Origin of the sequence: Kordiimonas laminariae (assembly GCF_023008165.1) — a bacterium.
Classification (GTDB): domain Bacteria; phylum Pseudomonadota; class Alphaproteobacteria; order Sphingomonadales; family Kordiimonadaceae; genus Kordiimonas; species Kordiimonas laminariae.
Genome location: NZ_JAKQZA010000001.1, coordinates 435,968 through 449,388, shown reverse-complemented (window position 1 = coordinate 449,388; position 13,421 = coordinate 435,968). Strand labels below are relative to the sequence as shown.

The following is a 13,421-nucleotide window of genomic DNA, read 5'->3' as shown; positions in this document are numbered from 1 at the left end:
TTTATGATCTTTAATCATTAATTCAGCCTACGGGGAAGTAGCCATGTCATCGAAGCCGCAGTTTAACTGGGAAGATCCATTCCTGCTTGAGGAACAGCTTACAGAAGAAGAGCGGCTGATCCGCGATAGCGCGCGGGATTATTGCCAAGATAAGCTGCAAACCCGCATTCTTGAAGCCAACCGCCATGAGGTGTTTGATCGCGCTATCATGACAGAGCTTGGTGAAATGGGCCTCCTTGGCGCAACCATCCCTGAAGAGTATGGCGGCGCTGGTGTGAACCATGTGGCTTACGGCCTGATCGCCCGTGAGGTTGAGCGTGTGGACAGTGGTTACCGTTCTGCGATGAGTGTGCAGTCATCTCTCGTGATGTACCCAATTTATTCTTACGGCACTGAAGAGCAGCGCAAGAAATACTTGCCAAAGCTGGCGTCTGGTGAATTTGTGGGTTGTTTTGGCCTTACTGAGCCTGATCATGGTTCTGATCCGGGCGGCATGAAAACGCGTGCGGAAAAAGTGGATGGCGGGTACCGCCTCACAGGCGCAAAAATGTGGATCACCAACAGCCCAATCGCTGATGTAGCCGTTGTTTGGGGCAAGCTTGACGGTAAAATCCGCGGTTTCATTCTTGAGCGCGGTATGGAAGGTTTTTCAACTCCGAAAATCGAAGGCAAGATGAGCTTACGCGCTTCTATCACCGGTGAGATTGTGATGGATAATGTATTTGTGCCGGAAGAAAATCTTCTACCGAACGCGTCTGGCCTCTCTGGCCCGTTTGGTTGCTTGAACAAAGCGCGCTATGGCATCGCGTGGGGTGCCCTTGGTGCAGCGGAATATTGCTGGCATGCAGGCCGCCAGTATACGCTGGACCGTTCGCAGTTTGGTCGCCCACTCGCGCAAACCCAGCTGGTGCAGCGTAAGCTCGCGGATATGATGACAGAAATTACCCTTGGCCTTCAGGCTTGTCACCGTGTGGGTCGCCTTTTGGATGAAGGTAAAACAGCGCCTGAGAATATCTCCCTTATCAAGCGCAACAGCTGTGGTAAGGCGCTGGATATCGCCCGTATGGCGCGGGATATGCACGGCGGTAACGGTATCTCCGATGAATTCCATGTTATCCGCCATATGGTGAACCTGGAGACAGTGAACACCTATGAAGGCACATATGATATCCACACCCTTATCCTTGGCCGTGCTCAAACTGGCCTGCAGGCCTTCATGTAATGGCAGGACCGCTTGAAGGCATAAAGGTTCTTGACCTGAGCCGGGTGCTTGCGGGGCCGTGGGCCGCGCAAACGCTGGCTGATTTAGGCGCAGATGTGGTGAAGGTGGAACGCCCCGGCGCGGGGGATGATACCCGCCAGTGGGGCCCGCCATATTTCAAAGATGGTAACCGCGAGATCTCCGCCTATTTCATGACAGCGAACCGCGGCAAACGCTCGGTCACCGCTGATATGCGCACGCCAGAAGGGCAGGAGTTTATCAAAAAGCTTGCAGCCCGCGCGGATATCGTTGTGGAAAACTTCAAAGTTGGCGGGCTTGGAAAATATGGGCTGGATTACACGAGCCTGAAGGCCATTAATCCGGGCCTTATTTACTGCTCTATCACAGGGTTCGGGCAAACCGGGCCGTATGCCAAACGCGCAGGGTATGATCTGATTATCCAAGCCATGGGCGGGTTGATGAGCATCACCGGTGAGCCTGATGATGTGCCGGGCGGCGGGCCACAGCGCGCAGGCGTTGCCGTGTCTGATCTGTTCACGGGGCTTTATAGCACGATCGGTATTCTCGGCGCGCTTCACCACAGGAGCGTATCGGGCGAGGGCCAGCATATTGATGTTGCGCTCTTGGATACACAGGTGGCGATGCTGGCGAACCAAGCTTCCAGCTATCTGGTTTCAGGCACACCGCCAGAACGCCAAGGCAACAGCCATCCTTCCATTGTACCGTATCAGTCGTTCGCGACGAAAGATGGCCATATGATTTTGGCGGCGGGGAACGATAGCCAGTTCAAGCATTTCTGCGAAGCCGCTGGTATGCCGGGCTTAGCGAGTGATGAACGTTACAGCACGAACCCAAACCGTGTGGCGCACCGGGCGGAGCTGGTGCCCATTGTTGCCAGCATTATAAAAGGCAAAACCACGGAAGAATGGATCACGGTTCTTGAAGGTGTGGGTGTGCCGTGCGGTGCTATCAACAAACTGGATGCTGTGTTTGCGAATGAGCAGGTAAAAGCGCGCGGTGTGGAACTGTTGCTTGAAGGTAAAATGCCTTCTGTGGCGAACCCCATTAAAATGTCTGGAACACCGCTCGAATTCACCAAAGCCCCACCCCATCTGGGTGCTGATACAGAAGATGTGATGAAAGAATTGGGCTAAGCCCGAGACTATTAAGGAAACGGTAAAAGCTGGCCCCGTGCCAGCTTTTCCTTTAAAAGGCTTTCACATTGTTTCGGGGTTCGCGGCACGCCGCAATTGGGGAATATCAGATGCGTTTTTTCACCGCTTTTTTACTGGTTTGTTTTTGTGGCCTACCGCTTCGGGCGGATGATGGCCTGAAGGCCGCGCTTGATGCCCAGCTTCTAAAAAATGAAGCGCGGTACGGCATCGTGGGCCAATCTGTCATGCTGCTGAAGAATGGTGAACCGCTTTACCGCGGCAAGGCGGGCCTCGCGCATCTGGAACTGGATGTGCCGGTGGCAGAAAATCACCTGTTCCCCAGTTATTCGGTGGCAAAGCTTTTCACCAGTGTGCTGGTGATGCAGATGGTGGAAGAAGGCAAGGTTGATACGGGCGTGTCTATCCGCACCTATCTGCCAACCCTTACGGAGCGCTGGCAGCCTATCACCGTGGCGCATGTGCTGAACCATACATCAGGTATCCCGCGCTATATTGATGATGCCATCACCAGGAATAAATTCCTGCCTTCCAAAGCCGCGGTTTTTGAAGCCTTCGCAGATGCGCCAGAGCATTTTAAAATCGGTACCCGGAACGGCTATAACAATACCAATTATCTGGTACTGGCTGCCATCCTTGAAGAGGTAAGTGGCGAAAGTTTTGAAACGCTTGTGAACGCGCGCATCATCACCCCGCTTGGGCTAAAGCACACAGGGCACGCCAGCGCAAAAGCGGTGGTTAAAAATATGGTTTCCAGCTATCAGGGCGCAGATGGCACCGTGCGCAAAAACATTGATGTAGACTGGCCCATTTACACCTTCTCGCACTCAGCGCTTTATTCAACACCGGAAGACCTCACTAAATTTATGACAGCCCTCGTGGGCGGCAAACTGGTGCCGCTTTCAGCGCTCAAAAACTTCTGGCAGCCTATGGCGCTCGCGGATGGCAGCAAGGGCCACTATGCTTTCGGTTTCGAATATGCGGAGCGGGACGGTTATATCCAGGTGGGCCATGATGGCGGCAACCGGGTGAAACTGCGGCATTATTTTCCCATAAGCGGTGAGGGTGATAGCTACACACTCGCCTACCTCACAAACGGCTATGCACACGGTGTGTGGACCGATATTTTCGCTGATAGCGTGATGGCCCGTGTGAACAAGGGGCAGTTCGCCCGCGCCCATATTACAGAAGCCTTTATGGCCCATATGCTGGAGCATGCTGGCGAAAGCACAGCGGCGCTATATGGGGATATCCTCAAGGCGGTGGGGAGCGCTGCGGCAGCAGAAAGTTTTATCACCAACCGGGCATACGCCGTACGCTATGCCGCAGGCCAGAAAGCCGCTATTCCCGCCTTTAAAATGCTTACTGACCATTTCCCAAACTCCGCTAATGCATGGAGCCACCACGCCGAGCAGTGGGAGCATCTGGGCGATACAGCAAAAGCCATCAGTTATTATAAGAAGGCTGTTGAATTGAACCCAGAGCATGGTTATGCGAAGCGAAGGTTGGAGGTTTTGGTAAAGTAAAGAAAGTTTACCTTGCTATTTATGGTGAAATACCGAAGCGAGGAACTGCATTATGTTCCGAAGTATCTGTATTCCAGTGTTTTTTGTAAGGTAGATAAACTAGCGTAACTTTTGTATCAGCTGTGAAGAAATCTTGATTTCTTATATTGTACATGGTCTCGATTTCTACGCGATCACAGCCTTTAGGTAGAGGAAAAATTTCGTGTTGAAATGGTAAGTTAACAGTTAGATTTTCTGTTAATTTTAATGCTTCACCTGCCTGCGTCTTGATGTACACCCTGCCATTAGGGGTTTTTTCTATTTCTTTAATTATTTTGTTATTTTGAAAATAGCGTATGCTATTTCTGTATAGAAATTTAACATTGGAAAGCTCATATTTTCCGGTATTTGTAATCTGAAAAATCAACGCATCTTGAGTGTCGTTTATGGTTAGTCCTGAAATGGAGACTTTGGGTGTATTTTTTCGGATATATAGATTGTAGAATCTATCGGTTATACCTTTTAACTCTCCAGTTTTGAGTGTAATTAATTTTTGGTTGTCGTTGAAAAGCTCTTTATTTTCTTCGCGTAATGATTTGATTTCCAGATTAGCAGCTTCAAGTTTCTTAGAGATTTTTCCTGTTTCAATATTCGCCTGATCCAGCTTTTCTATTACTTCATCTCTTTCTTTTTTTGCTTCTTCTTTCGAATTTTCTTGGCTGATATAAGTTAGGATTAACACTATAATTCCAAGAATTAATAAAGTTAGTGACAAGTTGAAGTGTCCTTTAAAAGATTTCATGTGACGATGAATGGCCTCTAGTAGCGGTGGCTAATTTCTCAAAAGTCCATTAGATAGAAATTCACGATCTAAATGCACTTTATAGGGGTTTTTTGACTTATATAATTGAGTGTATATTATTAAAAGACAATAGTGCAATAGGAGGATATATGACTGCGTTTCGCAAAGAATATGCTGATAAAATACGCATAATAGCTTCACGTAATGATCTCAAAAATGTTGAGAAAACAGATGGCATCAAATTATTTGAACCAATTACAGTTGAAGTTGATAATCCTGCTGCACCGGATGGAGATATAGGCTTTTCCAAGGCAGTGGAGTTAGCGGAACCCATAATATGTGAGCTTTGTGAGATTTCCATTGAGGAGCTACAAACATTTTCTATCGACTATTTCATGAATGTTTCAATCACAGCTAAGGCTTTATAGAACGTTAATACCCACTCCCATCCTTCTTCGTGAACACCCAGCCGTCTGGGGTGAAGGTGGCTTTCATATCATCTTGCGGGTATTGAACGGTGTCGTCGGCGCTGCGGTCACCTACCTCTAAGATCACAGCATCAGCACCAGAACGGTTCACCAGTTGGTGGGCCTCACCGCCCGCAGGGAAGCCCGCGCACATGCCTGCTTTCATCACTTGCTCACCGCTTTCGGTTACCAGCACCACTTCGCCCGCGAGGATATAGATAAATTCATCCTGGCTTGAATGTTTGTGAAGGAGGGCGCTTTCCCCGCCCGGCGCGAGCGTGGTGTGGTTCACGCCGAAGTTCTTCAGATCAAACACATCCCCAAGCACCCGTTTGGTGCGGCCTTCCATACGCGTGGCGAACTGTTGTGGGTACACAGATTTCACTTTGCGCGGCTCGGCACTTGCGGCATCAAAAGCGGGTTTTTCGGGCGTGTTTGACATGAGCTGTCCTTCCGGTTTCCTGTTGGCGTAAACTTTATTTAGGAAGCTTCTTCCGCGAAATCAATTGGCTGACAAAGATATGATTTTGGCCTTGCTGTGCCAGCTGGTGCATGCCTATGATCATGGCCTTTCGAGCAGCCGGATAGATGGGGGATTTTATGATCAGATGCGCGTGCCTTGTGGATATTGTGGGGGATACTGTGCTTTTGGTGCGCGCGCGGGATAATGATGTGTGGTATTTCCCCGGCGGCAAGATTGATGCGGGTGAAACGCCCACTGAAGCCCTTTCCCGCGAGCTTGAAGAAGAACTGGGTATCGTGCTTTCTGTCGCTGAGTTTGAGCATATAGGCACCGTTTCCGGCCCGAACCATGACCGTACGGCAGAGGCAGAGCTTATCTGTTACCGCGCGCCCCATGTGCCGGATGTGAAAGTACAGGCTGAGATTACGGGTGTGGAGCGCATGCGGGTTTCAGACCGGGCGCGCATGGCGCCGCTTGTGGAACAGCTGCTTGATAGCCTTTCCTGAAGTATTTCATTTCCAAAGATGCCGCCCGCCGTTATGGTGCAGGCATGTTTAGGAGTGAGTATGTCTGTTAAGGAACGCCTGTTTCATATGGTGCTGTTTGAAGCCATTGCGCTTCTACTGTTTATCCCGCTGGCGATGCTGGCAACTGGGGAAGGCGCGGGTGCTATGGCGGGGCTGAGCATCGGTCTGTCGCTTATCGCGATGTTGATGAATTTTCTCTATAACTGGGGTTTCGATATTGTGTTCGGGCATGAACGCATTAAACGCACCGTGAAAATCCGCATCCTTCATACAGTAGGGTTTGAAGCGGCGATGATTATCAGCTCCTTCCCGCTTATCATGTATGTGCTTGATAAAGATTTCCTTACCGTTCTGCTGCTTGATATCGGTGGGGTGGCTTTCTTCCTTGTTTATGCGTTTATCTTCAACTGGGTGTATGATGTGGTGCGCCACCGGATGGTGACGCAGCAGAAGGCAAGCCAGATACCTTAATCCCGGTTCATGCGTTTGCGGAATTCCCGTTCTTCCCATTCTGGGCCAAGGAATTTGAAGAAATTGCAAGTAATTGCCCCTTGCAGTGCAATGGCAAACAGCCACGGCACCAATACAAAAATCCACCAGTGGAATACGGGTGTAAGCAAAAGATTGAGAAGGATAAGGCCCGGCATAACCAGCACGAACACCAGAAGGTGTGTGTAAAAGCCTTTCAGGTTTTTTACATGCTCAATAGCTTCTGCTTCGCGTGATGCCTTAAGGCTGCTGAAGCTTGGGTGGTTTTCTGTCGTGTTCTCGGGCCGTGTTTCTGTTTTTTCAGACATCGTTCTTTCCTGTGTCATTAAATCGCTGACGTTAGTTTCAAGAACGGCCGCAAGGCATTTAAGTGTCTCGAGGCTAGCGGTTTTGCCGCTTTCAATACGCTGAATTGTGCGCACGCTAACTCCCGCATGAAATGCGAGTTCTTCTTGTGACCAGGCTTTCTCTAAGCGGTATTTCTGTACACTCATACTATGCTCCGTTGTTGATGCCTGATGCATATTGGAAACACGGGGTTATAAACCACGACACGCCCCCGCCATGACGCGACAGGGGCGTGATTTAACTGTATCCGCACGCTAAAAAATTAGCAAATCAGCCTTTCCTGAAGCTGCCCGGTGTTTGCCCTGTCCAGCGCTTGAAGGCACGCGAAAAGGAGCTCGGATCAGCAAAACCAACCAGAAAGGCGGTTTCATTTACAGAAGCTTTTTGTCCGTTCAGATAGTGGATCGCCATTTTTTCCCGAAGTTCATCAAGAAGCTGTTCGAAATTTATTTCTTCAGCTTTCAGGTTCCGGTATAGCGTTTGGCGGCTGATGTTCATCTGCTCTGCCACCGTATCCATATTATAATTGCCTTTATGCAGAACTGGAATCAGGAGGCTTTCCACCTGAGCGCGGGTGGTTTTACCGTGCTGTAGTTCATCCAGCAGCTTTTGCGCATGTTCGGACAGTACCCCGAGGATATAAACATTCGGGTAAAGGAGCTGAATATCAAGCCAGCTTTCGTGAATAAGAAGGGCGTTTCTGTCACTGCCGAACACCACAGGGCCGGGCATAAATTTTTCATATTCTGCGGCGTGTGCTGGTGCGGCGTGGGTAACATGCACTTCAATCACATGAGGTTCATCAGGGAAGGTGCGTTTGGTTTCTGCCACAAAGCGTGACCATGTTTCCTCTGTCATTTCAGGGAAATCATTCGCGTTAAAACGGGTGTCTACCATCCATGTTTTACCGCTTTCGCGTACAATCTGGAAACGGTCGTCTTTTTCTGGCACATCCAGTTCGGCAACCAGGTAACCGAATCTGTTAAGAAGGTTTAAGCCCTCTGCCATAGTGTGCGCTGAATAGCACATCATGCCCACCACAGAGATTTCATTGAAGTTTTCATTCGCCCCTAATTTAAGCGGCAATGCGGGATCACCGGTTAGCTCCTTTGCAGCGCGGGTAAGGGCGATATAGCCTTCAAGCGGAATTCGGTTATCAGGGTTTTCAAGCTGGGAAGCACTGGCACCAGCACGGGTAAGAAGATCTTCCCGGTTCGCGCCGTGGGCGCAGGCAAATTCAAGGTGAGCAGAAAAATATCCTGCGGAGACTGTCGCTATATTCATGAGCGTTTCCTCATTGTTTTTTTCTTAGTTTAAAGACCGCGTTACGAGATGCCAACAGTTTGATTGCTGCAGTCATGGGAATGCTGGATGGGGACCCTTACATAAAGGAAATAACGATAAAAATATAATGCGAGGAAAACCCCATGACAGATATGACGGCCCCCGGTTTGGCGCCGGGCAGCAAGAACACGCGCAAGCGAGCGGCGAAACGTTCTCTTGATATGGCAGCAAAATACTGGTGGCTCGTGACAGCCGTTGGCCAGTGGTTTTTCACGGCCTATATCGCGGTATTTTTTGGTAGCCGCTTTTTCGCGGGCGGTGTAGCTGCGTTTGAAAATACACACCTTCCTTCAGGCTATGTGGAAGGTGATGTCGTTGGTAATTTAGCGGTGGCAACCCATGTGCTCTTGGCAGCGATTATTATTGGCGGTGGGCCACTTCAGCTGTGGTCCCAATTCAGGGCAAAATTCCCAACCTTTCACCGGTGGAATGGCCGATTTTATATGTTGGCTTCCCTGCTTGTGAGCGCAGCTGGGCTTTATATGACCTGGTTTCGGGAAGGTGGTATTGGGGATACCATCCAGCATATTGGTACCAGTAGTGCAGGTGTGTTGATATTTATCTTCGCGTGGAAAGCATATTTCACGGCTCGCAACCGGGATTTTAAAGCACACCGAAAGTGGGCCTTAAGGCTCTTCATGATGGTAAGCGCCGTATGGTTTGTGCGGCTTATGATTTTTGGCTGGATATTCGCCACTGGCGGTATCGGGATTGATTTTAAAACCTTCTCCGGCCCGTTCCTGTATTTCACCTCATACGGTCAGTGGTTGTTGCCTCTACTACTGCTTGAGGCCTATTTTTGGGCACAGGAACGGGCGCAGGAAACAGGAAAGTTCGTAGTTTCGGGCACACTGTTTCTTGCAACAAGTGCTATGGCATTCGGTGTGTTCGCGGTAACTGCCGCGAACTGGATTCCGAAAATAATGCAATAGCCCGATGGGGTTTGAGGGGTGCTTTACCCCTCAAACTTCACCCCGTCCATCGGGCGGGTATTTACTGAAAGCTCAAAGATATCAGGACGGCTATAATGCCCATTTGTATCAAGGGTTTGTGCTTGCTCTTTGAGAAGGCTGGTATCTACCTCTGCAATCACAATACCGCTTGCATCAAAGAGCGGGTCTGCCAGATAGCTGCCATCAGCTGCGACGATTGAACTGCCGCCATTATGGATGAAATCACTGTTTTTACCTGGCATGGCTTCCAGCATTGCAAGCGCTTCAGCGTTTGTGTTTCCGAGCGATTTATAGCCTTCAATCACATCGCCTCGTGTCATGATCGAGCCTGCAGCTGCAACCGTGCAGCGGCCTTCAAATGCATAGTGGCGACTGGCCACTTGGTGCATATCTTTTACAATCGGCCACTGAGCGATATGGAAGGTTTCGTGCTTGGCATGCATGGCAGCCCGCGCGAGCGGCATCCAGTGTTCCCAGCAAATCAGGCTGCCTAATGTGCCCCACGGGGTTTCCACCGTTTCCATTGTGCTGCCATCACCGCGGCCCCACACAAGGCGTTCTGTATAAGTTGGTACCAGCTTTCGGTGGGGTACTGGTTCTGCCGCACCCGGTGTGAAGGTGAAGGTGGTGTTATAAAGCGTGTTACCGTCCCGTTCGTGGGTACCGATTACGATATAGCTGCCTGTTTCATTACAGACATCCTGAATAGCTTTCAGGTGTTTGTCTCCGCGTACCACAGAGTTTTCATATAGGGTGCGGAATAGGGCTTTGGCGCCAGCATGATCCCAGATCGCAGCTTCCGGCGAAAAATCCAGCCATACTGGGTAGCCCGGTAACCAGCATTCTGCGAAGCTGATGATATTTGCGCCTTGGTTGGCTGCTTCCCGAATATGCTTTACTGCTTTCTCAGTACTGGCTTCAAGATTCAGGAAAACAGGTGCTTCCTGAACAATGGCGAGTTTTGGATTTTCTGTCACGATATACCCTCCCTAAAACGTGGCTGCAGTTTTCCACGAAACAGCACCTTATGGAATAGTTTCTGATACACGAAATCTTTACCTGACGTTAGGGGACTCTCTGTATTAAAAATCCTATTGAGGGTGGAGTAGTTTTTAGTCATGGGTAGAGACATGAAATTTGTAAAAAATATTTTCATCGCACTTTCATTGGTATTTGGCGGTGCGGCTGCAGCATCAGCAGAAGAAGATGCGATTTATACAGGCCTTCTAAGCAGTGAAGCGGTAAGCGGTTATGATACGGTTGCTTATTTTACTGAAGGTAAAGCCGTTAAAGGCTCTGACGAGTTTTCAACAAAATATATGGGAGCTGAATGGCTGTTTTCTTCAAAGAAGAATCTTGAGCTGTTTAAGAAAGATCCTGCGAAATATGCACCGCAATATGGCGGTTACTGCGCGTGGGCTGTAGGCCACGGTTACACAGCATCTGGTGATCCGGAAGCATGGAAGATTGTGGATAACAAGCTTTACCTGAACTACAACAAGCATGTTCAGGAGCGCTGGTCAGAAGATATTCCAACATACATCAAGGATGGGGATAAAAATTACCCTGGCTTGGTGGACTTGAAGTCGGCGAAATAATGCAAACAAGCCTGTCTCATTTGAGGCAGGCTTTTTTACTTAAGGACTAATGAAATGAAAGCAATCCTGGCGGCAGCATCCATCGTGGTGTCTTCCCTTATCGCAAGCCCGGTAGTGGCACAGGAAAAGACAGAAATCGTTACAAAAGGTGTTAATCACCTTGGTTTAGCTGTACGTGACTTGAAGAAGACAGCGGCCTTTTTCACAAAAACACTTGGTTGGAAAGAAGCGGGTGGGCGCCCGGACTACCCAGCGATTTTTGTGACAGACGGCAGTTTGTTTTTAACTCTTTGGCAGGTGGAAGATCCTGCAACAGCAACACCGTTTGATCGCCGCAAGAACGTGGGCCTGCACCATTTGGCCATTACTGTGAATACGCTTGAAGATCTGGATGATCTGCACGCCAAGTTCCAGAAAGTGGATGGTGTGGAAATTGAATTCGCGCCTGAATTTTTGGGTAACGGACCAACCACACATATGATGATCCGCGAGCCATCAGGTGTTCGCCTTGAGTTCATCGTGCCGGGCGGAAAACGCCGCGGGCAATAATTCATTGGAAAATCTGAGCAATAAAACAATATTTTATAGCACAGGTTTCAACATATTCTTGCAATGCAGGGCTTTCCTTTTCTGGCGAATATGCCCTAATGTAGGATGGAATTATGTAAGGGCTGTGGTTTCACAGCCCTTTTAAATGATCGGGGAGTATTTGTATGCGTTTGATGTCTTTGGTTTCAGCTCTTGTTATTGGGGTTAGCGCCACCTTTGGTGTGTCTGCTCAGACAAAATCTCCAACCCCGCTTATTACATATGACATTCAGTATCACCCAACTATCGCCAAGAACGGCATGGTGGTTTCTCAGGAATATCATGCAAGTGAAGCTGGTCTTGAAATTTTAAGGGCTGGTGGTAATGCGGTGGACGCCGCGGTGGCAACGGGTTTTGCCCTTGCGGTTACTCACCCACAAGCTGGTAATATCGGCGGTGGTGGTTTCATGATGGTTTATCTGGCGGAAGAAGATAAAACCATCGCTATTGATTACCGTGAAATGGCGCCAGCGGCCGCGCACCGGGATTTGTTCCTTGATGCGAACGGTGATGTTGATAATGCGCTCGCGCGTTTCAGCCTAAAGTCATCTGGTGTGCCGGGCACTGTAATGGGCCTCACGCAGGCGCTTGAAAAATACGGAACTTTACCGTTGAAGCAAGTTATGCAGCCTGCTATTCGCCTTGCCCGTGATGGTTTTGAAATGACATGGGCCCTGCAGGACAGTTTGACCCGTTATAAGCCTCGCCTTGAACGTGACCCGATTAGCCTGAAGCTTTTCTATAAAGCAGATGGCAGCCCTTATGTGGCGGGTGAGGTTTTCAAACAGCCTGAGCTTGCAAATGCCCTTGAAGAGATCGCGAACAAAGGCGCTGACGGTTTTTATAAAGGCTGGGTAGCGGATGCCATTGTTGAAAAAATGAAAACAAGCGGTGGATTGATAACCCACAAAGACCTTGAAAACTATGTTGCCAAAGAGCGTGAACCAATCGTTGGTACATACCGTGGGTTCAAGGTGGTAACAATGCCGCCGCCATCATCTGGTGGTATCCACGTTGTGCAGATGCTGAATGTGCTTGAAGGGTATGATATGGCAGCAGAAGGCCATAACAGTGCGGGCTATATTCACCGTCTTACGGAAACAATGAAATATGCGTATGCGGACCGTTCCAAGTGGCTCGGTGACCCTGATTATTTCAACGTACCGCGCGCTGCGCTTACAGATAAAAACTACGCCGCTGAAATCCGAGGCAAAATCAAGCTGGATCGTGCTACGCCATCAACAGAAATCGCACCAGCACCAAAGCTACCGCGCGAAAGCCATGATACCACCCACTTCTCTGTGATGGATAAGGCGGGTAATATGGTGGCAAACACCTACACGCTGAACTTCACATACGGTAACAGTAAATCGGTGGATAAAGCTGGTTTCCTTCTTAATAATGAGATGGATGATTTCTCTGCAAAACCGGGTGTGCCAAATGCCTTTGGTCTTCTTGGTGGTGAAGCAAACGCTATTGAGCCGGGTAAGCGTCCGCTATCCTCGATGACACCAACCTTCCTGTTCAAAGACGGTAAGCCACTGATGGCAACAGGTAGCCCAGGTGGTTCGCGCATTATCACTACAGTATTGCAAACAATCCTGAACGTGATGGATTTCGGTATGAATGCGCAGGCGGCAACCAGCGTACCTCGTTTCCACCACCAGTGGTTCCCTGATAAGATTTACACAGAGGCTGGCTTCAGCCTGGATACGCGCCGTATTCTCGCGAAGATGGGCCATGATGTAAGTCTTGACCCGGTTAAGGGCCGTGTTGGTGTGCTTGGCGCTGAACAATCAGTAATGATGACACCGGACGGCTATATCACAGGTGCTGCAGACCCGCGTAGACCGGGCTCCCATGCTGCTGGTTTTTAGGTACAGCGAAAGCTAGACAAACACTAAAGCCGCTTGCATGATGCAGGCAGCTTTTTTTGATGAGGA

Annotated in this window: 15 protein-coding genes; 10 read left to right on the top strand and 5 right to left on the bottom strand. The window is 49.4% G+C overall.

Annotated elements, in window-relative coordinates; translation table 11 throughout:
• The first annotated feature begins 43 nt into the window (after nucleotides 1-43).
• The 3 genes from MF542_RS02140 to MF542_RS02130 all read left to right on the top strand — a co-directional run bounded on the left by MF542_RS02140 (nucleotide 44) and on the right by MF542_RS02130 (nucleotide 3,920).
• The gene (locus MF542_RS02140) at nucleotides 44-1,222 is read left to right on the top strand and encodes an acyl-CoA dehydrogenase (protein WP_247015456.1); all 1,179 of its coding nucleotides are present in this window, start codon (nucleotides 44-46) and stop codon (nucleotides 1,220-1,222) included.
• Nucleotides 1,222-2,376: a CaiB/BaiF CoA transferase family protein gene (locus MF542_RS02135; protein ID WP_247015454.1), complete on the top strand. Its 1,155-nt coding sequence runs from the start codon at nucleotides 1,222-1,224 to the stop codon at nucleotides 2,374-2,376. The genes MF542_RS02140 and MF542_RS02135 overlap by 1 nt, the downstream gene beginning before the upstream one ends.
• 110 nt (nucleotides 2,377-2,486) lie before the next feature.
• Nucleotides 2,487-3,920, top strand: coding sequence for a serine hydrolase (locus MF542_RS02130; protein ID WP_247015452.1), 1,434 nt, complete (start codon nucleotides 2,487-2,489; stop codon nucleotides 3,918-3,920).
• Nucleotides 3,921-3,939: 19 nt separating this feature from the next.
• Here the strand turns inward: MF542_RS02130 and MF542_RS02125 are convergent, their stop codons facing one another.
• Nucleotides 3,940-4,701 carry a hypothetical protein gene (locus tag MF542_RS02125; protein ID WP_247015450.1) on the bottom strand — a complete coding sequence of 254 codons (762 nt, stop codon included), beginning with the start codon at nucleotides 4,699-4,701 and terminating at the stop codon, nucleotides 3,940-3,942.
• Nucleotides 4,702-4,850: 149 nt separating this feature from the next.
• On the opposite strand from MF542_RS02125, the gene MF542_RS02120 reads away from it, so the two are divergent.
• Nucleotides 4,851-5,129, top strand: a complete 279-nt coding sequence (locus MF542_RS02120) for a hypothetical protein (protein WP_247015448.1) — start codon at nucleotides 4,851-4,853, stop codon at nucleotides 5,127-5,129.
• A 4-nt stretch (nucleotides 5,130-5,133) separates the two neighbouring features.
• On the opposite strand, the gene MF542_RS02115 is transcribed toward MF542_RS02120, so the two are convergent.
• Complete coding sequence (locus tag MF542_RS02115) at nucleotides 5,134-5,610, bottom strand: cupin domain-containing protein (protein WP_247015446.1); 477 nt, start codon at nucleotides 5,608-5,610, stop codon at nucleotides 5,134-5,136.
• Between the two features lie 158 nt (nucleotides 5,611-5,768).
• Here MF542_RS02115 and MF542_RS02110 point away from each other — a divergent pair, with 158 nt between their 5' ends.
• Both MF542_RS02110 and MF542_RS02105 read left to right on the top strand, forming a co-directional pair.
• A complete protein-coding gene (locus MF542_RS02110; RefSeq protein ID WP_247015444.1) occupies nucleotides 5,769-6,137 on the top strand; it encodes an NUDIX hydrolase in 369 nt (122 codons plus the stop codon).
• Between the two features lie 60 nt (nucleotides 6,138-6,197).
• Nucleotides 6,198-6,629: a PACE efflux transporter gene (locus tag MF542_RS02105; RefSeq protein ID WP_247015442.1), complete on the top strand. Its 432-nt coding sequence runs from the start codon at nucleotides 6,198-6,200 to the stop codon at nucleotides 6,627-6,629.
• Here MF542_RS02105 and MF542_RS02100 read toward each other — a convergent pair.
• Together MF542_RS02100 and MF542_RS02095 are read right to left on the bottom strand one after the other, a co-directional pair.
• Complete coding sequence (locus MF542_RS02100) at nucleotides 6,626-7,141, bottom strand: helix-turn-helix domain-containing protein (RefSeq protein ID WP_247015440.1); 516 nt, start codon at nucleotides 7,139-7,141, stop codon at nucleotides 6,626-6,628. The two genes, MF542_RS02105 and MF542_RS02100, sit on opposite strands and share 4 nt — an antisense overlap.
• A gap of 124 nt (nucleotides 7,142-7,265) precedes the next feature.
• On the bottom strand, nucleotides 7,266-8,279 hold the full coding sequence (locus tag MF542_RS02095; RefSeq protein WP_247015439.1) for an AraC family transcriptional regulator: 1,014 nt from the start codon (nucleotides 8,277-8,279) through the stop codon (nucleotides 7,266-7,268).
• Nucleotides 8,280-8,422: 143 nt separating this feature from the next.
• Between MF542_RS02095 and MF542_RS02090 the strand changes: the two genes are divergently transcribed.
• On the top strand, nucleotides 8,423-9,271 hold the full coding sequence (locus MF542_RS02090; RefSeq protein ID WP_247015437.1) for a DUF2306 domain-containing protein: 849 nt from the start codon (nucleotides 8,423-8,425) through the stop codon (nucleotides 9,269-9,271).
• Between the two features lie 23 nt (nucleotides 9,272-9,294).
• Here the strand turns inward: MF542_RS02090 and MF542_RS02085 are convergent, their stop codons facing one another.
• On the bottom strand, nucleotides 9,295-10,269 hold the full coding sequence (locus MF542_RS02085) for a carbon-nitrogen hydrolase family protein (protein WP_247015436.1): 975 nt from the start codon (nucleotides 10,267-10,269) through the stop codon (nucleotides 9,295-9,297).
• 153 nt (nucleotides 10,270-10,422) lie between these two features.
• Here MF542_RS02085 and MF542_RS02080 point away from each other — a divergent pair, with 153 nt between their 5' ends.
• From MF542_RS02080 to ggt, 3 genes are all read left to right on the top strand, one after another.
• A complete protein-coding gene (locus tag MF542_RS02080; RefSeq protein WP_247015434.1) occupies nucleotides 10,423-10,890 on the top strand; it encodes a YHS domain-containing (seleno)protein in 468 nt (155 codons plus the stop codon).
• 54 nt (nucleotides 10,891-10,944) lie between these two features.
• Nucleotides 10,945-11,439, top strand: coding sequence for a VOC family protein (locus tag MF542_RS02075; RefSeq protein ID WP_247015432.1), 495 nt, complete (start codon nucleotides 10,945-10,947; stop codon nucleotides 11,437-11,439).
• Between the two features lie 164 nt (nucleotides 11,440-11,603).
• Nucleotides 11,604-13,355: a gamma-glutamyltransferase gene (gene ggt, locus MF542_RS02070; RefSeq protein WP_247015430.1), complete on the top strand. Its 1,752-nt coding sequence runs from the start codon at nucleotides 11,604-11,606 to the stop codon at nucleotides 13,353-13,355.
• The last annotated feature ends 66 nt before the right edge of the window (nucleotides 13,356-13,421 follow it).